The sequence below is a fragment of the Streptomyces sp. NPDC021012 genome, from assembly GCF_044333355.1.
Classification (GTDB): Bacteria; Actinomycetota; Actinomycetes; order Streptomycetales; family Streptomycetaceae; genus Streptomyces.
In genome coordinates this window covers 754,936-775,841 of record NZ_JBIRQU010000002.1, presented here as the reverse complement: position 1 = coordinate 775,841, position 20,906 = coordinate 754,936, and the positions used below count along the sequence as shown (strand labels likewise).

The window sequence follows — 20,906 nt, the reverse complement described above, 5'->3', positions numbered from 1 at the left end:
CCGCAGCCAAGGGCGTGAGGCCGGGATCACTTTCCGTGCACCCCCCGGTAGAGTCCCCGCGCACCCCTTCGACCACGGCCGCCCCCGCCGCCCCGCCCGCCGCAAAGGATCCCGATGACAGTCCGGTTGACGCTGATCTCGCCCGCGACGAACGAGGCGCTGCGTGAGGTCCGCTTCGACGACGACGGTCCGCTCGATCCGGCGGGCATCGCCCGCGCCGAGGCCGTCGCGTCCGCCGTCGCCCCGTCCCCGTACGCGTACACCTCGCCGTCCCGGCGCTGCCGCGGCACGGCGGAGGCCCTCGGCCTGCGCGCCGAGCCCCTGGACGGGCTGGCCGGCTGCGCGATGGGCCGGTGGCGCGGGCAGACCCTGGAGGCCGTCGCCGCCGCCGAGGAGGCCGCGCTCTCCGCCTGGCTGTCCGATCCGACGGCGGCCCCGCACGGCGGGGAGTCCCTGCGCGAGCTGCGCGTCCGGGTCGGGGCCTGGCTCGACGGCCTCCAGGACGGCTCCGGACGCGTCACGGCGGTCGCCGAACCGGACGTGATCCGCGCCGCGATGGTCCACGCCCTCGCGGCGCCGGACGCCATGGCCCGGCGCCTGGACGTCCGCCCCCTGACCGCCGTCCACCTGAGCGGCCGCGCCGGACGCTGGAACCTCCGCGCGGGCGAGCCCCTCGGAGGACGGCGGTAGCGGGGGAGGGCCGCTGTCAGGCCGGGCGCTTCCACTCCCGCAGCAGCAGGTAGCCGAGGTACGCGCCTCCGACGGCCATCGTGTACAGGCCGACCGGCAGGTTGTCGAAGAGCGGCAGCTGCTGGGCGGTGAGGTCGGCGAGGACCAGGAGCAGCGCGCCGAGCAGGGTCGACATGACCAGGTGCGGGCCGCCGCCCCGGGTGACCCGCTTGGCGATCTGCGGGGCCGTCAGGGAGACGAAGGCGATCGGTCCGGCGACGGCGACGGCGCCGGCGGACAGGACGATCGACAGCGAGACCGCCGCCGTCGCCGTACGGGCCGGGCGGGCGCCGAGGCCGGTGGAGAGGTCCTCGCCCATCTCGCCGATGCTCAGGGGCCGGGCGAGGAGCGCCGCGAGCGGCAGGCAGACGAGCAGCACCACCCCGATCGTCGTCGCGTCGTCCCAGGAGCGGGCGGCGAGGCTGCCGTTGACGTAGGCGGTCAGCGCGCCGGCCTTGTCCCGCTCGACGGCGTAGACCACGTACTGGGTCAGGGCCGTCGCCATCGCGGACACGCCGATGCCGGCCACCACCAGGCGCCCCGGGTTGCGGAACCCGGTCCCCGTGGAGAAGTAGACGACCGCCATCGCGAGGACCGCGCCGAGGAGCGCGCCGACGGGCACCGGCACGAGGTCCGGGAAGAACAGCGCGGCGGCCGCCGCACCCGCCCCGGAACCCGCGCCGAGCCCGATGACGTCGGGGCTGCCCAGAGGGTTGCGGGTGACCGACTGGAAGAGCGCCCCGGACAGGCCGAAGGCCGCGCCCGTGCCGATCGCGACGACGAGCCGGGGGCCGCGCAGCCGGTTCAGCACGAACCTGTTCTTGCCGGTGACCTCGCCCATGAGCGCCGACGGAAGGTCGGCCGGGTGGATGCCGAGGCGGCCCATGGACAGGGTCGCCACGGCCGCCCCGAGGAGCAGCAGCAGCGTCACCGCGGCGGCGACCGCGGTGCGGCGCCGGACGGGGACCGAGACCCACGGGCCGATCCGCAGGAGGCTCCGGCCCGGGGGCCGCGGCGGCCGTGCCGCCGCCCCGGCCGGGGTGTCGTTCAGCTCGGCGGTCTTCATGCCGCTCCCCTCATGCGACGGACGGCGAAGAGCAGCGCGGGCGCGCCCGCGAAGGCGGTGACGACGCCGACCATCAGCTCCTGCGGGCGGAGCAGTACGCGGCCGATGACGTCGGCGAACAGCAGCAGCGTGGGCCCCGTGAGCGAGGTGAAGAGGATCTGGAGGCGGAAGTCGGCGCCGACGAGCACCCGGACGAGGTGCGGGACGGCGAGCCCGACGAAGGCGATCGGGCCGACGGCGGCGGTCGCGGCGGCGCTGAGCAGTGTCGCCGCGAGGAGTCCCGCGCCCTTGACGCGCGCGGGGCTGATGCCGAGGGACGCGGCCTTGTCGTCGCCCATCGCCATGGCGTTGAGCCCCGGCGCGAGCAGTACGGCGAGGACGAGGCCGACTCCGGCGAAGGGCAGGACCGCCCAGAGCGCGTCGAAGCCGCGCCCGCCGAGCGAACCCACCACCCAGTAGCGGTACGTGTCGAAGACCTGCGGCCGGGACAGCGCGACGGCCTGGATGAACGCGGCGAGGACGGCGGCGAGCACCGCGCCGGCGAGCACCAGGCGGACCGGACCGCCGCCCCCGCCGGCCGTGCCGACGAGGTGGACGAGCACACCGGTCGCCAGGGCGCCGGCGAGGGCCCACCAGACGGTCTCGTGCTGCCCGGAGGCGCCGAGGAACGCGGTCGCGGCGACGATCGCGGCGGACGCGCCCGCGTTGATGCCGAGAAGTCCCGGCTCGGCGAGCGGATTGCGGGTGATGCCCTGCATCAGCGTGCCCGCGACGCCGAGGCAGAGCCCCGCGAGCAGGCCGAGCGCGGTGCGCGGATAGCGGCTCTCGACGACGGTGCGGACATAGCCCTCGCCGTCACCGGTGACGACCCGGAGGACGTCGGCCGCGGACGTCGGCTTGCTGCCGAACATCACGCTGGCCAGGACCGCCAGGGCGAGCAGGACCAGGCACAGGGCGGCGGCTGCGACATGCCGGGCAGGGCCCCGCCGTACGACGGCGGGGCCCTGCCCGGTTCGGAGGAGAGTGGTCACGCCGGGGACCCGCCGCTACTTCCCGGCCTTGGCGACGGCCTTGTCGATCATCGGGAGGTACCGCTCGATGCTGTACGGCACGGTCAGCGGGTTGATCATCGAGGAGGCGGTGACGAAGGGCTGGTCGTCGCTGTAGACGAGCGCGCCCTTCTTGACCGCGGGGATGGCCGCGTACAGCGGCTGCGCCTCGACCTCCTTGCGGGACTTGTCGTCCGTGTAGAAGGTGAAGGCGATGTCGCTCTTGGAGAGCTTGTTGGCGTTCTCCAGGCCGATGAGGGCGGAGTCGGTGCCCTCGGTCTCCTTGAAGGTGTTGACGACCGGGTCGACCTTGAGGCCCAGCTTGGAGACCATCGCGACGCGCTGCTCCTCGGGCTTGAAGACGCCGAGGGTGCCGGGGCCGGTGTTGTAGATGTACGAGAACGTGACGTTCTTGTAGTTCGGGCGCGAGGCGGCGGCGTCGGCGAGCTGCTTGTCGATCTTGGCGGTGAGCTCCTTGGCCTTCTCCGGCTGACCGAGCGCCTTGGCGACGATGTCGATCTGCTGGTCCCAGTCGGTGCTCCACGCCTTGTCGGGGTAGGCGACGGTCGGCGCGATGTCCTTGAGCAGGTCGTACTGCTTCTGCGTGATGCCCGACCAGGGGGCGAGGATGACGTCGGGCTCCAGCTCGGTGATGGCCTCGATGTCGAGCTCCTCGCCGCCGTCGAACTGCTTGGGCAGCGTGGCGCCGGCCTTCTTCACCGCGTCGTGGATCCAGGGCAGGTAGCCGGTCTTGTCACTGCCCCAGGGGTAGCTCTCGATGCCGACGGGGACGTCGCCCAGGGCGATGGCGGTCTCGGCGGAGCCCTGGCCGAGGGTGACGATCCGCTTCGGCTTCTCCTTGATGACGGCTTCGCCGAGCGCGCTCTTGATGGTGACGGGGAACGCCCCCGCCGGAGCCTTGGCCGCCGAGTCCTTCGGGGCGTCCTTCGTGTCGTCCGAGCCGCACCCGGTCACCATGAGGCCGAGCGAGACCGCGGCGGCGCCCGCCACGAGAACGCGGCGGCGGAAGGGGGTGAACACAGCAGGCATGGCGGATCCTTGTCTCCGGGCAGAGGTGTGCTGACGCCCCGCCCGCCGCCCCTCCAGGCACGGGAATGCCGAGGCAGCGGCCATCGCGAGGCGCTTGTTAGGTGAGCCTAACCTATTCTCGGTGGCTCCGGTACGCCCGGCCCCGTCCGCCGCCCCGCCCCTCGTGAAGCGCCGTCAGGCCGACGCCTCCCACGCCGTCGTCAGCCCGTCCAGCCAGGCCGGCGGCAGCTCGGCGGCGTCCCACTCCTCGTGCAGCTCCGCCGGCGCGGTGGCGAGCCGCTCCAGGACGGCCACGCTCGTGGGGGAGTGGATGAGGGAGTACCGGCCGTGGATCGCGATCGCGCTGCCGGGCCCGTACTCCGCGTACAGCCGTTCGAGACGCGCCCGGTGCACCGAGGTGAACTCCGCCAGCCGCCCCGCGTACCCCGCCCGCTGACGCGAGCTCATCGTGCCGAGCAGCGCCCGCAGCACCTGCTCGGTGACCTCCGGATCGAGATCGGAGACGTCGGTGAAGGAGAGGTAGAGCGGGGTGACCGCCACATTGGTCCGTTCCAGCTCCGTCCGCCCGACGGGAGGACGGTCGTCCGGCGAGGCGGCCGAGGGATCCGCGGCGACGGCATGCCGCAGCGCCCGCTCGGAGACGGCCGCCAGCTCCTCGGTGACCGTACGGACCCCGTCGAGCCAGCCGGAGGCGTACGCCTCGCCCTTCTCCTCGGGCGCCTTCCGCCCGGCCGTCCCGATCTCCTCGTACGCGAGGGCCAGCGCGCCCGCCTCGACGAACCCGATCAGCTCCTCGGCGTCGCCGGACCAGACCCCCGCCCGCGCGAGCAACTGCAGGAGCGTCCGCTTCGCGTTGACGACACTGGCCTCGTCCAGCTGCCGCGGTCCTTCTCCGGCGGTACTCACAGGCTTCTCCTCGACACAGGGAGGGCATTGCGCGGCCCTCCACGGAACGCTCCGTTCGAGCCTACGCAACACCCGCCCCGGCTAGCGGGCGGCCGGGCCCGTCGAGGCGCGGATGACCAGTTCCGGATCGAAGAGGAGCTCGCCCGTGGGGACCTCGCGGTTGCCGACCAGGGCGAGGACGCTGCGGCCCACCTCCAGGGCGAGACGGTCGGCGGGCTGACGGACCGTCGTGAGCGCCGGGTCGGTGAACTCGGTGACGGCCGAGCCGTCGTAACCCACCACCGAGACGTCGCCGGGCACGGACAGGCCCTGGCGGCGGATGCCCCGCACGGCGCCGAGCGCCATGAAGTCGCTGGCCGCGACGATCGCGGTGGCGCCGAGCCCGACCAGGGCCGTGGCCGCCGCCTGCCCACCCTCCACGCTGTACGACTGGCGGACCACCCAGCGCTCCGCGTCGTCGAGGCCGCGCCGGGCCATCGCCTCGACGAAGCCCCGGACCCGCCGGTCGGCCGGCCGGTTCCCCGAGGGGCCCGAGGCCATGCCGATGCGCCGGTGCCCCAGCCGGTGGAGGTGGTCCACGGCCAGCTCGGCCGCGAGGGCGTCGTCGGTGGAGAAGACCGGGGCGGGCACGCCGTCGGCGAACTCGCCGTTGATCCCGACGTACGGCACGCGCCGCTGGCGCAGCAGCTCGTAGCCGTCGGTGTCCGCGCCCTCCACGGTGTTGGAGGAGGAGAGGAAGACGACGGCCGCGATGCCCTTGTCGACCAGGGAGGTCAGATAGTCCAGCTCCTGCACCCCGCCGGCGAAGACGGGACACAGCACCGTCTTCAGGCCGTGCGGGGCGAGCGCCGACTCGATGCGCTCGGCGACGTCCGCGAAGAAGGGGTTCGACACGAACTCGGTGACGACCGCCACCAGCTGGCCCTGCGTCTGGCGCTCGTAGCCGAGCTCGGCCATCGCCCGCTCGACCGCCTCGCGGGTCTTCCGCGACACCCCCTGCCGCCGGTTGATCACCCGGCTGACGGTGGCCTCGCTGACCTGTGCGTGGGCTGCGACGTCGGTGATGCCGACCTTCATCGCGGTCCTTCCGTGAGTACGAGCGACACCAGACCGCCGCGCGGGACGGCCAGCGGGCGGGGCCCTTCCGGCAGGTGCGCGGGCGGATCAGCCATCATACGGCCGTCCGGCCCGTGGACCCGGGCGGTCACCCGGCCGCCGCCCCCGGTCACGTCCACCACCAGCCGGTCCCGGTCGGAGCCGTTGACGAGGTGGATCCGGCGGTACGCGGTGAAGTCGAGCTCCACGACCCGGTCGCCGTGCACGCTCACCAGGCACTCCTCCCCCCGGGCCGCGACCACCACCGGGTACAGCTCGTCCGGCCGCCCCGGCTCCACGGCCCCGTCGAGCAGCAGCTCCCGGTGCAGCCGCCAGCGCCCGAGCCAGAACCGTACGGCCGCCAGGTGCGCGGGCGGCGCCTCGTCCAGGCGTACGGAGATCTGCGGCACCGCGTGCAGCGCCCCGATCAGCTGCCGGGCCACCGCCTCGACCGGCGCCGTCCGGGACCACATCAGCATGTCGGCGTGGACGGCGCCGCCCACGGCGAGCAGCGAGGTGTCGAGGGTCTGGATCCGGTTGGCCGTCGCGTCCGCGGGGCAGTCCACGGAGCGCAGCATGTTCCCGAACGGCGCCATGCCGGGACCCGTGTACGGCTGGCGCAGTTCGAGCAGCAGTCCGGGCCGTACGGCTTCCAGGGCCCGGCGCAGCTCGGCGAGGAGCCCGGCCATCGCCCGGCCCACGTCCCCCGCGCCGTCCCCGGCGTACACCGCGGCCTCGTCGAGGAAGTCCAGCTTGAGCCCGTCGAGTCCGTACGCGTCGACGAGGGAGACGCACAGCTCGACCACGTGCCGGCGGACCTCGGGGAGGCGCGGGTCGAGCACCCGGGCGCCCGGCACGGTGGCGGGGGCGGGCGCCGAAGCGGCCCAGCGGTCGTGGCAGTCGGCCTCGGGGCCGAGGAGGAGGGGCGCGACCCAGAGGAGATAGCGCAGGCCCCGGTCGCGCACCCGTGCCACGTGTCCGGCCAGGTCGGGGAACTTGGCGGGGTCCGGCTGCCAGTCGCCGCAGCCGGCGTAGCCCCGGCCGTTGCCGTGGCGCTGCCAGCCGTCGTCCAGGATCAGCACCCCGCAGCCCAGGTCGACGGCCGGGTCCGCCTGCGCCTCGACGGTCGCGGCGGTGACGTCCTGGTTGAAGGCGTACCAGGTGGAGTACACCGGGAGCCTGGCCGCGTCCGGTACGGGCATCGGCGGGCGGTCGGCGGCGAACCAGGCGCGCAGCGGCCGCAGCGCGGCGGCGACCGACGGCGCGCGCGGCACGAGCAGCAGCCGGTGCGGCTCCGCCGAGGCGGGGAGGCTCAGATGGACGACGTGGGTGTCGTTCTCCTCCGAGACCCCGAAGCGGACGTCGGCCCCGGGGACCGGGTCGGCGGCGGCGAAGGTGAGGAGGGTGGCACCGGAGTGCTCGTACAGACAGCCGGCGGCGGGCCCTTCGACCAGGCCGGCCCGGGTGCGGCCCGCCCAGTCGGCGACCAGGGTGCGCCGCCAGCCGCCCTGCGGGTGCCAGTACCCGGTCGCGTCGCCGAGCGGCACCGTGAGGCGGATCTCGACGGGGACGCCCTCGGCGTGGACGGAGAGCAGCCGCACTCCGTCGGCGGGCGGGGCCAGTTCCCACCGGGGGGTGAAGCCGGGGTGGTCAGGGGCGAGGACGGCGATCGACACGTCGTCGAGCAGCGGTTCGGCGGGGGCCGGGGCGGCGTGCGCGGTGGTCACCGGGACGGTCGGCCGCGCGTGTTCCATGGGCATGGTCTCGTTCATTCCTTCACGGCCCCCGCGAGGAGGCCGGAGACGAAGTGGCGCTGGAGGGCGAGGAACACCACCGCCATCGGGACGGCGGCGACGGCGGTGCCGGCGAGGATGGCGCCGTAGTCGGTCTCGTCCAGGCCCTGGAGGGAGGCGAGCGCCACGGGGAGGGTGAAGCTGCTGTCGTCGCGCAGCACGATCAGCGGCCAGACGAAGTCGTTCCACTGGTACAGGAAGAGGAACAGGGCGAGCGCGGCGAGCGCCGGACGCATCGGGGGCAGGGCGACCCGCCACAGGAGCCGGAGTTCTCCGCAGCCGTCCATCCGGCCCGAGTCGAGGAGTTCCGCCGGGAGCGCGGCCATCGACTGGCGCATCAGGAAGATGCCGAAGGGCAGGGCCAGGTTGGGGGCGATCACCGCCTGGTAGGTGTCGAGCCACCGGAGCTCGGCCATCATCGTGAAGAGCGGCACGAGGGTGATCTGCGCGGGCACGACCAGGCCGAGCATGAGCAGGCCGAACAGGGCCCCGCGGCCGCGGAAGCGGTAGGTGGCGAAGCCGTATCCGGCGAGGGTGCACACGGTGCCGGCGAGGAGCGTGTAGACGAGGGCGATCCCCAGGGAGTTGAGGACGACCCGGCCGAAGTCCGCCGTGTCCCGGAGGGTGGCGAGGTTCTCGGCGAGGTGCCCGCCGGGCAGCAGGGGAGGCGGGCTGTCGAAGAGCTCCCGCGAGCTGTGGGTGGCGCCGACGGCCAGCCAGTAGAAGGGGACCGCGACGGCGGCCAGGGCGAGGGCGAGCCCGGAGGTGAGCAGGATGCTCCGGCCCGGGTTTCGGGTGGTCACGTCTTCTCCCCGAGGAGGCGGAACTGGATCAGGCCGAGCAGTCCGACGAGGACGGTGAGGGCGTACGCGATGGCCGAGGCGTAGCCGAAGTCGAAGTACTTGAAGGCGTTCTGGTAGAGGTACACGCCGACGGTCAGGGTCGCGTTGTCCGGTCCGCCGCCGGTGAGGACGTACGGCTCGTCGAAGAGCTGGAGCGTGCCGATGGTCGACAGGACGGTGGTGAGCAGCAGCGCGGGCCGAAGCCCCGGCAGGGTGACGTGGCGGAACGCGCCCCACGCCCCGGCGCCGTCCACGGCGGCCGCGTCGTACAGCTCGCGCGGGACGGTCTGCAGCCGGGCCAGCAGGATGACGGCGTTGTAGCCGGTGTAGTGCCAGGTCAGCGCCAGGCCCAGGGAGATCCGCGCCCACAGCGGGTCGGTCAGCCAGGGCACCGGGTCCGCGCCGAGCAGCCCGAGGAGCCAGTTGACGAGCCCGTAGTCCTTGTTGAGGAGGACGGAGAAGACGATCCCGTACGCGACGAGGCCCGTGACCATCGGCAGGAAGAACCCGAGCCGGAAGACCGGACGGCCGCGCAGCAGCTTCGAGTCGAGCGCGACCGCGAGCGCCGTGGCGAGCGCCAGCATCAGCGGGACCTGGACGGCCAGGATCATCCCCGTGTTGCGCAGCGCGGTCCAGAAGAGCGGGTCGTCGGCCAGCCGGACGTAGTTGTCGGCGCCGACGAAGGTCTCGGTGCCGCCGGTCGTGCGGTGCAGGCTGAGCAGGAACGACCGGCCGACGGGGTAGAGCTTGAACACGGCGAAGAGCAGCAGGGCTGGCAGGACGAAGAGGTACGGGGCGACCCGGCCGCGCCGCCGTCGGCGCCCGGCGGCCGGGGCGGGTCCGGGCGCCGGGGTGGCGGGCCGCGCGGGGGCGAGCTGGGTCATCGGGCGGTTTTCCGGCCGGTCTGGCGGGCCAGTTCGCGGGCCGCGTCGGTCAGCACCTTCGCCGGGTCGGCGCCCTTGAGGAGCACCTTGGACTGGGCGTCGGTGACGAGCTTCAGGGCACGGGCGTAGTCCGAGGTGTAGTTCACGGCGGGGCTGGGGGCCTTGAGGGCGTCGAGGAAGACCTCGCCCTCGCGCTGCCCGCTGAAGAAGGCCGACGGCTGGTGGAAGACGGGGTCGTCGTACGCCTTGAGGAGGGCGGGCGCGATGCCCTTGCCCCGGTAGATCCGCACCTGGGAGGCGGGGCGGGTCAGCGCGAACTCGACGAAGGACCAGGCGGCCGCCTGCTGCCCGCTGCTGCCGGAGACGGCTAGGTGGGTGGAGTTCACCGTGGCCGCGGTGGGGCCGCCGCGGCGGACGGCCGGGGGCAGTCGGACCTTCCACTTGCCGGCCTCGTCCGGCACCTGCTCCTCGATGATCCCGCCGAACCAGGTGGGCCAGGGCAGGACGGCCGCGGTGCCCCGCTTGAGCGAGCTCATTAGGGCGTTCCATCCGCCGGAGAGATCGCTGACGAGCCCGGCGTCGTTCATCGTCTTGATGAGCGTCATGGCCCGGACGGCCTCGGGGGAGTCCAGGGTGATGCGGCCCTCCAGGTCGAAGTAGAAGGCCCCCTGGAGCTGGAGCAGCATCTGGAAGAAGTTGGCGGCGTCGGGCTGGGAGGCCGGCTTGTCGATGCCGAGGAGGTGGACGCCGGTCTTCGCCTTGAGGCGCTTGCCGGCCTCGACGGTCTCGTCCCAGGTCCCCAGCGCCTCGACGTCGACGCCGGCGCGCTCGAAGAGGTCGGCCCGGTAGTAGAAGCCGGCCGAGTTCGCCTCCCAGGGAAGGGCGTTGACTCTCTTGCCGTCGGGGGAGACGGTCCCCCAGAGGCCGGGCGCGAAGGCGTCCTTGTACGCGGTGGCGCCCAGCGGGGCGAGGTCGGCGAAGGCGCCGGGGAAGTGTTCGACGTACCCCGGCAGGTAGTCGACGCCGATGTGCAGGACGTCGGCGAGGCCCTGGCCGCCGGCGGCGAGGCCGGCCGTGATCTTGTCCCAGATCGCCGGGTTGCCGATGTCCTCGACGGTCACCCGGATGTCCGGGTAGGCCTTGTTGAACTCCGGCAGCAGGGCCTTGAGTTCGGCGGCCGGTCCCTGCCAGGACCAGACCGTGATCCGGCCCTTGCGCGGGTCCCCGGCGGCGCCGCCGCCCGGTTCGCCGTCGCTGCCGGAGCAGCCGGTGAGGGCGAGTGCCAGGGCGCCGCCTCCCATGCGGAGAACGTCTCGTCGTGCCGGTCGTCTGTCTGTCATGGGGCGGGACGTTACAAGCGGGCCAACATGAGTTGCAATGGATAGTAGAAAACTTTCAGCTGGACAGTCTGTCAACGAATGCGAGATCTCTTGCAAGTCTTCCGGGTGGGTTGTTAGCGTGCCGCGCGCCGACTGATCCCCCCGATCCGGGAGAGACCCCGTGACGCGTTCCCGTACGACGCTGCTGCTCGCCGCCGCCCTCGCGTTCCTCACCCCGTCCACCACGGCGCACGCCGAACCTGCGCCGCTCGCCGTGACCGACCCCGGTTTCGAAATGGGCGGTACGGGCTGGGAGTTCACCGACGGCACCGGAGTCGCGGTCAACAACCCGCACGCCGGGAGCCGGCTCGCCTACCTCGACGCCGGCAGCGGCATGACGGTCTCCCAGACCGTGACGGCCACCGGCGGCGGCAGCTATCTCGTCTCCGCCTGGATCGCCACCGGCGGACCCGGCGGCCGGTACGTCCTCCGGGTCAACGGCGTCGAGGCCGCCGCGCGCACCCTGCCCGCCGCCGCGAACTACCGCCGCCACACCCTCGGCAGGATCACGCTCGCCCCCGGCGACCGCCTGGAGATCGCCTTCGCCTCGGGCCAGGGCTGGATCAACGTCGACGACGTCATGGTCTCCCCGGCGGCCCCCGCCGACCCCCGCGTCTCCTCCAGCGACCCCGAGGTCGCCGCCATGTTCGACTGGGCGAAGGGCAAGGCGGGCAGCTGGGTCCACCTGCCCGGCACCCGGGGCCCCCTGGACGCCGACGAACGCCAGACCGGCGGCACGGGCACCGGCGTCTACGCGCCCTCCTACTGGGCCGGTTACGCCAACCGGAGCGGCTACTACTCCCGCGACACGGCCCATCAGCTCGCCGGCGCCGGAGTCCTCGGACTGCACGCCGAGAACCGGGAGATGCTGCGAGCCTTCGCCGCCTCCGCCACCGCCGGGCACGCCTACTACCCGGTCTGGGCCCTCAACTTCGACAACCGCACCCCCCTCTCCATCGACTACCGGGGCCCGAGCCTCTTCGTCCGCGAGGTGCCCGCCCCCTTCGAACTCGTCCAGAAGGCCGAGGAGGCGTACCGCTGGAGCGGCGACCCCGCCTACCTCGACGACCCCGCCCTCTGGGCGTTCTACCGGCACACCACCGAGGAGTTCGTCACCCTCCACGACGGACAGAAGGACAACGGCCCCGTGAAGGTCGCCGAAGGCACCGGCCGCGGCATCTTCCAGGGCACCGCCAGCTACGACGAGCAGAGCGACGAACCCCTTACCGAGGCGGGCGACGCCATCGCCTCCCAGTACCAGGCCTACCGCGCGATGGCCGCCCTCGCCCGCGCCAAGGGCGACCGCGTGACCGCCGACCTCTTCGGACGCCGTGCCCGCGACCTCAAGCGGTACTTCAACTCCACCTGGAGCGGCACTGGTTCGGGCGCCGACATGGTCCGCGGCTACACCACCGACGGGCACGCCCTGACCGGCTGGGGCAAGGAGAACAGCTGGTTCATGCCGATGAAGGGGATCATCGACCCGGGCGCCCGCCGCGAGGCGTACCTCGACTACATCGACGCCCAGGCCGAGGGCGACGGACGCCCCGACAACATCGAGGCCCTCACCTACCTCCCGGACACCTTCTTCGCCGGCAACCGCCCCGACACCGCCTGGAAGTGGATGCGCCGCGTCTACGCGCAGAAGGACGTCCAGCACGTCAACTCCCGCCAGGGCACCAACGGCGACTACCCCGAGGTCTCCTTCACCCTCGTCGCCCAGACCGTCCAGGGGCTCATGGGCGTCACCCCGGACGCCCCCGCCCGCACCCTCACCACCCAGCCGCGCCTGCCCTCCGGCATGGACTGGCTGAGCGTCGAGGACCTGCGGGTCGGGGACTCCGCCTTCACCCTCCGCCACGACACGGACCGCCGCTCGACCCTCACCCACACCACCGGCACCGCCGCCTACACCTGGGAGGCGCGCTTCCCCGGCGCCCACGCCGCCGTCGCCGTCGACGGAGTGCGCCGCCCGGCCCGTACCGAGGTCGTCGACGGAGTGACGTACACGGTCGTCCGCACCCGCGTCGCCCCCGGCCGGACCGTCACGGTGGAGGTCCGATGAGCACGCCCACCGCGTTCCCGGGCGGGGTCGGACTGTTCCGCCTCACCCCCGACGTGGCCCACCTCAACCACGGCTCCTTCGGCGCCGTGCCGACCCCGGTCGCCCGGGTCCACCAGGACCTGCTGGCCGAGGCGGCGGCCGACCCTGACGCCTTCTTCCTGGGCGTCCCCGACCGCCTCGCCGAGGCCCGCGGACGCGTCGCCGCCCACCTGGGCGCCGACCCCGAGGGCCTCGCCTTCGTCACCAACGCCACCGAGGCCGCGCAACTCTCACTCGACGCGCTCCGGTTGGACGCCGACGACGAGATCCTGGTCACCGACCACGGCTACGGCACGGTCGTCGCGGCGGCGGCCCGCCGCGCCCGCACGGTCACCGTCGCCCTCGACCCCGCCCTGCCGGACGAGGACGCCGTGCGCGAGGCGGTGCTCGCCGGGCTCACCCCCCGGACCAAGGCGGCGCTCCTCGACCACATCAGCTCGCCCACCGCCCGGACCGTCGCGGGACCCCGGCTGCTCGCCGAGCTCCGCGAGCGCGGGATCACCACCGTGGTCGACGGCGCCCACGCACCCGGAATGCTCGCCGAACCGCTGGCCGGACGACCCGACTTCTGGTTCGGCAACCTGCACAAATGGGCATACGCCCCGCCGGGCAGCGCCGTCCTCGCGGTGGCCCCCGCCCACCGGGCCCGGGTGCCCGCGCCCGTGCCCTCGTGGGAGGACCACCGGGGCTTCCCGCGCGCGGTCGAGTACCGGGCCACCGCCGACTACACCGGCTGGCTCGCCGCCCCCGAGGGCCTCGACCTGATCGCCCGGCTCGGTGCCGACGAGGTACGCGCCCACAACGGCGCACTCGTACGCCACGGAGCCGAGTTGCTGGCCGAGCTCCCCGGCCTCACCCCGCTCCCGTACACCGAGGGCCTCGCGATGCGCTCGCTGCGCCTGCCCCGGGGCCTCGCCCGCACCCAGCAGGAGGCCGCCGCGCTGCGCGAGGAGATCGCCGCCCGGCTCGGCTGCCGGGTGCTGATCTGGCCCTGGCCGGACGGCGGCGGCATCCGGATCTCCGGGCAGGTCTACAACCGGCCCGAGGAGTACGAGCGCCTCACCGCCGGCCTGCGGACGCTGCTCGCGGAGGGTTGAGCGAGGAGGGCTCAGTTCCGGTACACGCGCAGCTCCGTCACCTCGTACGACATCGCCGAGACGTCCGGGTCGGGCGCCGGGTGGTACCGGCCCGCGCAGACGGAGAGGTTCACGATGAGGTGCGCCCGCCAGGAGCGCCCCACCCCGCGGCGGTCGTCGAAGACGCGCGCTCCGTTGACCCACCACACCACGGAGCGCGCCCCGAACTCGACCCGGAGGTCCACCCACGCCCCCGGCCGGACCGCCGGGTCCCGGAAGTAGAGGTACCGGCCCCGGACCCGGTTCGACAGCTCCAGGAGGTCCGGGTTGTCGGGGTGGTACTCGAAGACGTCGACCTCCTGGCCGCCGTCGAGCCAGGTCCAGATCGCGGGCCAGGCGCCCGTCTCCACGGGCAGCCGTACCCGGGCCTCCAGGACGTCACCCGTCCGCACCTGGAAGCCCTCCGCGCTGCCCTCCGTGGTGAGCAGCCCGGCGTCCCACAGCCCGTCGTCCCTGCGGGTGGCCCGGAAGGTCCCCGTGCGGCTGTACGAGGGGTCCTCCACCAGGTAGTCGAGCTTGTTGTCGCCCCGGTTCGTCGGTCCGCCGTCGGGATAGGCCCACGAGTGGCCCGCGACCCACTGGTCGGCGGAGGAGAAGTCCGCGTCGAGGACGAGGTTCGCGGGGGTCGACGCCGGACCGCGCCCGCCGGAACCGCCGCCGCGCCGGAGCCGGTCGAAGAAGTCGGAGAACACGGCACCACTCCTTTCCGCGCGGGCCTCCGCCGGTCCGCGGGCGTTCCGCTTCACTGTGGCCCGCGCGGGCCGGGAGCGTGGCCGATTGGCGACAACTCGTCACCGGAATCACCGAATGTCCTGCGGAGACTCCGCCGAACGGCCCCCGTTCCCGCACCGGCGATCCCCATCGCAACGATCTTCACGACGGCTCGTTGACCACGCCGTGAAGAACGTCAGCACCGGGCGCCGCGCCCGCCTCCTCGCCTCCGCCGTCGCCGCCCTGCTCCTGGGCGTCGTGGGCACGCCCAACGCGTACGCCGCCCCCGACACGCAGGAGTGCCCGGCCGCGGAGATCTTCGCGACCGACAACACCACGGTCATCACGGACCCCGACGACCCCCGGCTCGACACCCGCCTCGTCCGCTTCGGCCACGAGGTGCGGCAGATCATCCGCGCCCACGGCGCCCGGCCGGGTGCCTCGGAGCTGCTCGACGGCGTCTTCTGGTCCGAGGAGCTGAAGCAGGCGACGTACGAGCGCTCCCGGGAGTTCGACGTCGAGCGGGTCGGCCGCGACGGGCTCCACCACATCGCGGGCGTCATCGCCAAGCGGTACGACCAGGAGGCCGTGCTCACCTTCCGCTGCCTGCCGCGCACGTCCCCGGAGACCGACGCCGTCGAGATCGAGGTCCCCGGCGTCCGGGTGAGCGGCGTGCGCGAGGCGCTCCTCGCGGACCCGGAGGCCCGCGCGAAGCTCGGCGGCGGTTCCGTCACCCGTGACGGCCGCCTCCTCCTCGTCGCCCCGGTCGACGACCTGCCGCTGGCCCGCAGGTTCACGACGGCCCTCGGCGCCGACTGGCACCGGGCCCAGGTGCGGTACGGAGACCGGGAGTTCGTGACCGGGGCGGTGTGACCGGGCGGCCCGCCTTGTCCCGGCGCGGGGCGATCGAGTAGCGTCGCCCCCGTGAACACCGGACCGGCGATACGCCATGCACGGACGGGCGATCCGGTGGACGACTGATCGCTCGACGGGTGCCCGGCAGGCACCCCGACGGTTCGGCACGCGGACCTCCCCAGTGCGCCAGCACTGCGAGTCCCTTCCCCGTGTCGAATCAGCAGCGAGGTCATCCACATGGCAGTCACGTTCAACCACACCATCATCGCGTCCGAGAACCGCGAGGAATCCGCGCGGTTCTTCCGCGAGTTGCTGGAACTCCCCGAGGCGCCGTCCTGGGGCCCCTTCCTCAACATCCAGCTCACCGACGGCGTCCTGCTCCAGTTCGCCGAACCCCCGGTGGACATCCAGATGCAGCACTACGCCTTCATGGTCGACGACGACCTGTTCGACCGGGCCTACCGGCGCCTGTGCGAGGGCGGCATCGAGCACTGGGCCGATCCGCAGATGAAGCGCCCCGGCGAGACCAACACCGAGCACGGCGGTCGCGGGGTCTACTTCAAGGACCCCTCCGGGCACGCGATCGAGCTGATCACGCGCCCGTACCTGTAGACGGGCCCGTGGCCGGGCGGGGTCAGGCGAGGAACTCCCCGTCGCGGGCCACGACCGCACCGCCGTGGACGACCATGTCCCGGCGCGGCATGTCGACGACGACCTGCGGCAGGCACTCGCCCCGCACCAGGACGAAGTCGGCCGGGGCGCCGGGCGTGAAGTCGGCGTGGGCGAGGCCCATGACGTCCGCGCCGCCGTGGGTCGCGACGCGGTAGCACTCGTCGAGCTCCTCGTCGAGGCGTATGTCCGTCACCCATCCGAGGATGTGCGCGCGGTGCAGCATGTCGGCGTCGCCGAACGGGCTCCAGGAGTCGCGCACGCCGTCGGAGCCGAGCCCGACCCGGACGCCGTGCTCGCGCAGCCGGGCGATCGGCAGCACCAGGGAGTCGGACGGCGCGACCGTGGTGAGGGCGATGTCCTGCTCGCCCAGGTCGGCGGCGACGGCGCCGAGTTCCCTGTCCGTCAGACCCGGCAGGCAGAAGACGTGGCTGACGGTGACCTTGCCGGCGAGGGAGAGGGCGCGGGTGCGCTCGACGATGCCGCGCATCGCCCTCATGCCGTTCTCGCCGCGGTCGTGCAGGTGGATGTCCACGCCGACGCCGTGCCGGTCCGCGATGCCGAAGACGGTGTCCAGCTGCTCGTCGAGGGCCTTGTCGAAGCCGATCGGGTCGATGCCGCCGATCATGTCGACGAGGCCCTCGCGGGCCGCCCGCTCCAGGAGGGCAGCCGTGCCCGGGGTGCGGATGACACCGTGCTGCGGGAAGGCCACGATCTGCACGTCGAGGGCGTGCCGCAGCTTCTCGCGGGCCTCGGCCAGGCCCTCCACACCGGCCAGGCCGTAGGCCGGGGCCACGTCGGCGTGGGCGCGCATGCCGCGGGTGCCGCGGGAGACGGCGTGGCTCATCAGGCCGTACGCGCGCTCGGCGACCGGGCGGCGCTGGGCGCGGAACAGGTCCACGTCCTGAGCGACGTAGTCCGCGAGGGAGGAGGCCGGGCGCCGCGAGACCCAGGAGCCGCCCCAGGTGGTCTTGTCGGGGTGGATGTGCGCGTCGACGAGGGACGGCAGGGCGATCCGGCCGCCGCCGTCGACGACCTTCGCGCCGTGCGGCGCGGGGCCGTCCGAGATCCGGCCGTCGACGACCACGAGGTCCGTGGCCTTCGCCGCGCCGAACGGGCGCACATCGCGGAACACCACGGCCCTGGACCGGTGCCCGCCGCGCCCGTCCGCCGCGGTGTCGGCGGTCGCCGCCCGGGCGGGGGCGGCCGCGGCGGCACCCGTGGCCGTGGCCCCGGCGAGGGCGGCGGCCCCGGCGAGCATGGTGCGACGGGAGAGCGGGCCGGAGGCGGGTGAGGACGACTGCATGGGGACTCCTTTGGCGAGGGACTCCAGATTTTGTATACCAAGTTGCGATCGGTGGACAAGGGTGAAGGTCAGTAATGACTTACTGTCCAGCTCGTGCCGCTGTTGAGGGGTTCCCCTTGCTCTCCATTTGGTATACGAATTCTTCTTGTGGCGTTCTCGTTCCCGTGCGGGCCCCTCGGATATTCGGGTGCGCCCGGCGCCGGTCCGGTGGTGCAATCGCCCGATGGGACAAGCGACAACCATGACGGTCGACCGCGGACAGTTCGCCGACGCGGTCACCCCCTGGGAGGAGACGGCCTGGCGGGCGGCCGCGCTCGGCTGGTCGGAGCGGGAGCTCGCCCGGCACGGCCTGGCCGAGACCGGACCGCGCGAGGTCAGGGTCCGGCCCTGGTCGATCCTCGTGCGCTTCCGGACCGGGGCCGGGGAGCGCGAGGCCGTGTGGTTCAAGGCGAGCGCCCCGGACGCCGCCTTCGAGGCCGCCCTCGGGGGCGCGCTCGCCGACTGGGTGCCCGAACACGTCGTGACCCCGCTCGCCGTCGACGCCGAGCGGGGCTGGTCGCTCCTGCCCGACGGCGGGCCGCTCTTCCGGAACGTCCTCGACGCCGGTGGTGCCGGGCCGGAGTCCTGGGCGGAGGCGCTCGGCCAGTACGCGCGGATGCAGCGGGCCCTGACCCCGTACACGGACCGGATGACCGGCCTCGGCGTGCCCGGCGGACGCACCGGTCAGCTGCCGGACGTCTTCGACGGCCTCGTCGAGGGCAACGGCACCCTCGCCCCGGACACCCGCCGCGCCCTCCGGGACCAGCGGCCGAGGCTCCTCGACTGGTGCGCCGAGCTCGACGCGTACGGCATCCCGGACTCGCTCGACCACTGCGACCTGCACGACGCACAGCTCCTCGCCCCCGCCGCCGGCCGCTTCACCTTCTTCGACTGGGGCGACGCCAACGTCGCCCACCCCTTCAGCAGCCTGCTGGTCCCGGCCCAGGCCGTCCGGGAGCGCCACGGCCCCGAGCACGTGCACCGGCTGCGCGAGGCCTACCTCGAACCCTGGACCGACCTGGGGCCCTCCCTCCCGGAGCTGCGCCGCGCCGCGGTGCTCGCCACCCGGCTCGCCGCACTGGGCCGGGCGGTCTCGTGGTTCCGGCTCTTCCCCGGCACCCCGACCACGGGGTGCGAAGAGGCGAGCGCCCACTGGGTGAAGGAGCTGTTCGCGGCGTCCCCCGTGTTCTGACCCCCGTCCCGCTCCGGGGTCAGGCGCGGCCCGCGGCCTTCTGGCTACGGCGGGACAGCGAGTCGACGACCACGGCGGCCAGCAGGACCGATCCGGTGATCATGAACTGGACGGCGTTGCTGACGCCCATGATGTTCATGCCCGACTGGATGGACCCGATCACCAGCGCGCCGAGCAGGGCGGACCAGACCGAGCCGCGCCCGCCGAACAGGCTCGTGCCGCCGATGACGGCCGCGGCGATGACGTTCATCAGCAGGTTGCCGCCGCCGGAGGTCTGGCTCGCGGACTGGATCTGTCCGGCGAGGAAGATGCCGCCGACCGCCGCCATGAGCCCGGAGATCGAGAAGACGGTCATCCGGACGAACGGCACGCTGATGCCGGCGCGGCGGGCGCCCTCGATGTTGCCGCCGACCGCGAAGATCCGGCGCCCGTACGTCGTGCGGCGCAGCACGAAGTCCAGCACCACGAGCAGGATCAGGAAGATGAGGAGCGCCAGTGGCAGCCCCTGGTAGCGGTTGAGGATGTACGCCGCGACGAACGCGATCGCGGCGATGACCACCGTACGGAGCACGATCTCGGCGACCGGCCGGAACGGCACCCGGGCGGCCTGGCGCCGCCGGGCGTCCAGGAGCGAGGCCGCGAGGAAGAGCCCCACGCCCACGGCGGCCGTCACATAGGCCGCGGCGGGGCTGTGGAAGATCGTCGAGTAGAGCTTGGAGACGATGCTCTCGCTCGGGATGTTCACCGTGCCGCTGCTGCCCAGGATCTGGAGCATCAGACCGTTCCAGAAGAGGTTGCCCGCCAGGGTGACCACGAAGGCCGGTACGCCGACCTTCGCGAAGAAGAACCCGTGGATGAGCCCGACGGCCGCTCCGCCCGCGAGGGCGACGAGCAGCGCCAGCCACTCGTTCATGCCGTTCAGGACGTTCAGCACGGCGAAGACGGCGGCGCACAGGCCGCTGACGGAGCCGACGGAGAGGTCGATCTCGCCGAGCAGCAGGACGAAGACGATGCCGACGGCGATTATGCCGGTCCCGACGATCTGCTGGCTGAGGTCGGAGAGGTTCTGGGCCGAGAGGAACGTGCTGTTGAGACTGCCGAAGACCGTCCAGATGATGATCACGGCGACGATGACCGGCAGCGAGCCGAGCTCTCCGCTGCGCAGCTTGCGGCGGAACTCCCCGAGGTATCCCTTCAGGCCCTCCTCGCGGACGAGCAGTCGGCTGTCGACCGCCGGCATGGCCTCGGGCGCCGGTCCCTGCGCGCCGTTGTCGGGGGCTCGGTCCCGTCTCATTGCTCCTCCTCCTGCCGCTTGCGGGCCTGGCGGCGGGTGACGGCGCTGTCGGTGGCCCCGGTGATGGCGGAGATGATCTCCTCGGTGGTGGTGGCGCGCTTGTCGAAGAAGCCGTTGTTGCGGCCGAGCCGCATGACGGCGATCCGGTCGGCGACCGCCATCACGTCCACCATGTTGTGGCTGATCAGAATGGTGCCGAGACCGTGGTCACGGAGCCGCTCGACCAGGTCGAGGACCTCGGCGGTCTGCTCCACGCCCAGGGCGGCGGTGGGCTCGTCCAGGATGACGACCTTGGGGTCGCCGATCAGGGAGCGGGCGATCGCGACGGTCTGGCGCTGGCCGCCCGAGAGGGAGGCCACCGGGATGCGGACGCTGGGGATCCGGATGGAGAGGGTGTCGAGCAGTTCGCGCGAGCGCTGTTCCATCCGGACCTCGTCCAGGACGCCGAAGCGGCGCAGCTCGCGGCCGAGGAAGAGGTTGCCGACGACGTCCAGGTTGTCGCACAGGGCGAGGTCCTGGTAGACGGTGGCGATGCCGAGGTTCTGGGCGTCGTGGGGCCGGTTGATGGAGACCGCCCGGCCCTGCCACTCGATGACGCCCTCGTCGGGCGGGTTCACCCCGGCGATCGACTTGACGGCGGTGGACTTGCCGGCGCCGTTGTCGCCGACGAGGGCGACGACCTCGCCGGCGTGGACCTCCAGATCGAAGTCCTTCAACGCCTGGACCGCGCCGAACCGTTTGGAGATCCCCCGCAGGGTGAGCACGGGTGGCTCCGGCAAGGGAACCGCCTCCTCAGCTCGTGCCTAG

Annotated in this window: 19 protein-coding genes; 6 read left to right on the top strand and 13 right to left on the bottom strand. The window is 73.1% G+C overall.

Annotation, left to right across the window (positions count from 1 at the left end):
- Positions 1-114: 114 nt before the first annotated feature.
- Complete coding sequence (locus ACH4TP_RS08775) at positions 115-690, top strand: histidine phosphatase family protein (RefSeq protein WP_389224543.1); 576 nt, start codon at positions 115-117, stop codon at positions 688-690.
- 16 nt (positions 691-706) lie between these two features.
- Here ACH4TP_RS08775 and ACH4TP_RS08770 read toward each other — a convergent pair whose 3' ends face one another.
- The 9 genes from ACH4TP_RS08770 to ACH4TP_RS08730 form a co-directional block, all read right to left on the bottom strand.
- Positions 707-1,795 carry a FecCD family ABC transporter permease gene (locus ACH4TP_RS08770; RefSeq protein WP_398178948.1) on the bottom strand — a complete coding sequence of 363 codons (1,089 nt, stop codon included), beginning with the start codon at positions 1,793-1,795 and terminating at the stop codon, positions 707-709.
- Positions 1,792-2,826: a FecCD family ABC transporter permease gene (locus tag ACH4TP_RS08765; protein WP_389224547.1), complete on the bottom strand. Its 1,035-nt coding sequence runs from the start codon at positions 2,824-2,826 to the stop codon at positions 1,792-1,794. Before ACH4TP_RS08765 ends, ACH4TP_RS08770 begins: the two co-directional genes overlap by 4 nt.
- 15 nt (positions 2,827-2,841) lie before the next feature.
- A complete protein-coding gene (locus ACH4TP_RS08760) occupies positions 2,842-3,894 on the bottom strand; it encodes an iron-siderophore ABC transporter substrate-binding protein (RefSeq protein ID WP_389224549.1) in 1,053 nt (350 codons plus the stop codon).
- 174 nt (positions 3,895-4,068) lie between these two features.
- Positions 4,069-4,800 (bottom strand): hypothetical protein, encoded by a 732-nt coding sequence (locus tag ACH4TP_RS08755; protein ID WP_389224551.1) that lies wholly within the window; start codon positions 4,798-4,800, stop codon positions 4,069-4,071.
- Positions 4,801-4,881: 81 nt separating this feature from the next.
- On the bottom strand, positions 4,882-5,877 hold the full coding sequence (locus ACH4TP_RS08750) for a LacI family DNA-binding transcriptional regulator (protein WP_389224553.1): 996 nt from the start codon (positions 5,875-5,877) through the stop codon (positions 4,882-4,884).
- Positions 5,874-7,655 (bottom strand): glycoside hydrolase family 36 protein, encoded by a 1,782-nt coding sequence (locus ACH4TP_RS08745; RefSeq protein ID WP_398436597.1) that lies wholly within the window; start codon positions 7,653-7,655, stop codon positions 5,874-5,876. The genes ACH4TP_RS08750 and ACH4TP_RS08745 overlap by 4 nt, the downstream gene beginning before the upstream one ends.
- 8 nt (positions 7,656-7,663) lie before the next feature.
- Positions 7,664-8,491 (bottom strand): carbohydrate ABC transporter permease, encoded by an 828-nt coding sequence (locus tag ACH4TP_RS08740; RefSeq protein WP_389224557.1) that lies wholly within the window; start codon positions 8,489-8,491, stop codon positions 7,664-7,666.
- Positions 8,488-9,414, bottom strand: coding sequence for a carbohydrate ABC transporter permease (locus tag ACH4TP_RS08735; RefSeq protein ID WP_398436595.1), 927 nt, complete (start codon positions 9,412-9,414; stop codon positions 8,488-8,490). Before ACH4TP_RS08735 ends, ACH4TP_RS08740 begins: the two co-directional genes overlap by 4 nt.
- Positions 9,411-10,715 carry an ABC transporter substrate-binding protein gene (locus ACH4TP_RS08730; RefSeq protein WP_398178966.1) on the bottom strand — a complete coding sequence of 435 codons (1,305 nt, stop codon included), beginning with the start codon at positions 10,713-10,715 and terminating at the stop codon, positions 9,411-9,413. The genes ACH4TP_RS08735 and ACH4TP_RS08730 overlap by 4 nt, the downstream gene beginning before the upstream one ends.
- 199 nt (positions 10,716-10,914) lie before the next feature.
- Here ACH4TP_RS08730 and ACH4TP_RS08725 point away from each other — a divergent pair, with 199 nt between their 5' ends.
- On the top strand, positions 10,915-12,858 hold the full coding sequence (locus tag ACH4TP_RS08725; RefSeq protein ID WP_398436593.1) for a hypothetical protein: 1,944 nt from the start codon (positions 10,915-10,917) through the stop codon (positions 12,856-12,858).
- Positions 12,855-13,994, top strand: a complete 1,140-nt coding sequence (locus tag ACH4TP_RS08720; protein WP_398436591.1) for an aminotransferase class V-fold PLP-dependent enzyme — start codon at positions 12,855-12,857, stop codon at positions 13,992-13,994. Before ACH4TP_RS08725 ends, ACH4TP_RS08720 begins: the two co-directional genes overlap by 4 nt.
- Positions 13,995-14,005: 11 nt before the next feature.
- Here ACH4TP_RS08720 and ACH4TP_RS08715 read toward each other — a convergent pair whose 3' ends face one another.
- Positions 14,006-14,725, bottom strand: coding sequence for a beta-glucanase (locus ACH4TP_RS08715; protein ID WP_398436590.1), 720 nt, complete (start codon positions 14,723-14,725; stop codon positions 14,006-14,008).
- Between the two features lie 205 nt (positions 14,726-14,930).
- On the opposite strand from ACH4TP_RS08715, the gene ACH4TP_RS08710 reads away from it, so the two are divergent.
- Both ACH4TP_RS08710 and ACH4TP_RS08705 read left to right on the top strand, forming a co-directional pair.
- The gene (locus ACH4TP_RS08710) at positions 14,931-15,617 is read left to right on the top strand and encodes a hypothetical protein (protein ID WP_398436588.1); all 687 of its coding nucleotides are present in this window, start codon (positions 14,931-14,933) and stop codon (positions 15,615-15,617) included.
- 219 nt (positions 15,618-15,836) lie between these two features.
- Positions 15,837-16,211, top strand: coding sequence for a VOC family protein (locus tag ACH4TP_RS08705; protein WP_389224569.1), 375 nt, complete (start codon positions 15,837-15,839; stop codon positions 16,209-16,211).
- A gap of 22 nt (positions 16,212-16,233) precedes the next feature.
- On the opposite strand, the gene ACH4TP_RS08700 is transcribed toward ACH4TP_RS08705, so the two are convergent.
- Positions 16,234-17,574 (bottom strand): amidohydrolase family protein, encoded by a 1,341-nt coding sequence (locus ACH4TP_RS08700; RefSeq protein ID WP_398436586.1) that lies wholly within the window; start codon positions 17,572-17,574, stop codon positions 16,234-16,236.
- 223 nt (positions 17,575-17,797) lie between these two features.
- Between ACH4TP_RS08700 and ACH4TP_RS08695 the strand changes: the two genes are divergently transcribed.
- Complete coding sequence (locus tag ACH4TP_RS08695) at positions 17,798-18,805, top strand: aminoglycoside phosphotransferase family protein (RefSeq protein WP_398178976.1); 1,008 nt, start codon at positions 17,798-17,800, stop codon at positions 18,803-18,805.
- Positions 18,806-18,824: 19 nt separating this feature from the next.
- Here the strand turns inward: ACH4TP_RS08695 and ACH4TP_RS08690 are convergent, their stop codons facing one another.
- Both ACH4TP_RS08690 and ACH4TP_RS08685 read right to left on the bottom strand, forming a co-directional pair.
- Positions 18,825-20,099, bottom strand: a complete 1,275-nt coding sequence (locus ACH4TP_RS08690; RefSeq protein WP_398436584.1) for a sugar ABC transporter permease — start codon at positions 20,097-20,099, stop codon at positions 18,825-18,827.
- Complete coding sequence (locus tag ACH4TP_RS08685; protein ID WP_389224577.1) at positions 20,096-20,878, bottom strand: ATP-binding cassette domain-containing protein; 783 nt, start codon at positions 20,876-20,878, stop codon at positions 20,096-20,098. The genes ACH4TP_RS08690 and ACH4TP_RS08685 overlap by 4 nt, the downstream gene beginning before the upstream one ends.
- Between the last annotated feature and the right edge of the window lie 28 nt (positions 20,879-20,906).

Bases quoted from the DNA above. Each gene is read 5' to 3' on its own strand.
- ACH4TP_RS08775 (WP_389224543.1), top strand. From the start codon at position 115: ATGACAGTCCGGTTGACGCTGATCTCGCCCGCGACGAACGAGGCGCTG.
- ACH4TP_RS08770 (WP_398178948.1), bottom strand. From the start codon at position 1,795: ATGAAGACCGCCGAGCTGAACGACACCCCGGCCGGGGCGGCGGCACGG.
- ACH4TP_RS08760 (WP_389224549.1), bottom strand. From the start codon at position 3,894: ATGCCTGCTGTGTTCACCCCCTTCCGCCGCCGCGTTCTCGTGGCGGGC.
- ACH4TP_RS08750 (WP_389224553.1), bottom strand. From the start codon at position 5,877: ATGAAGGTCGGCATCACCGACGTCGCAGCCCACGCACAGGTCAGCGAG.
- ACH4TP_RS08745 (WP_398436597.1), bottom strand. From the start codon at position 7,655: ATGCCCATGGAACACGCGCGGCCGACCGTCCCGGTGACCACCGCGCAC.
- ACH4TP_RS08735 (WP_398436595.1), bottom strand. From the start codon at position 9,414: ATGACCCAGCTCGCCCCCGCGCGGCCCGCCACCCCGGCGCCCGGACCC.
- ACH4TP_RS08730 (WP_398178966.1), bottom strand. From the start codon at position 10,715: ATGGGAGGCGGCGCCCTGGCACTCGCCCTCACCGGCTGCTCCGGCAGC.
- ACH4TP_RS08720 (WP_398436591.1), top strand. From the start codon at position 12,855: ATGAGCACGCCCACCGCGTTCCCGGGCGGGGTCGGACTGTTCCGCCTC.
- ACH4TP_RS08705 (WP_389224569.1), top strand. From the start codon at position 15,837: ATGGCAGTCACGTTCAACCACACCATCATCGCGTCCGAGAACCGCGAG.
- ACH4TP_RS08700 (WP_398436586.1), bottom strand. From the start codon at position 17,574: ATGCAGTCGTCCTCACCCGCCTCCGGCCCGCTCTCCCGTCGCACCATG.
- ACH4TP_RS08695 (WP_398178976.1), top strand. From the start codon at position 17,798: ATGGGACAAGCGACAACCATGACGGTCGACCGCGGACAGTTCGCCGAC.
- ACH4TP_RS08690 (WP_398436584.1), bottom strand. From the start codon at position 20,099: ATGAGACGGGACCGAGCCCCCGACAACGGCGCGCAGGGACCGGCGCCC.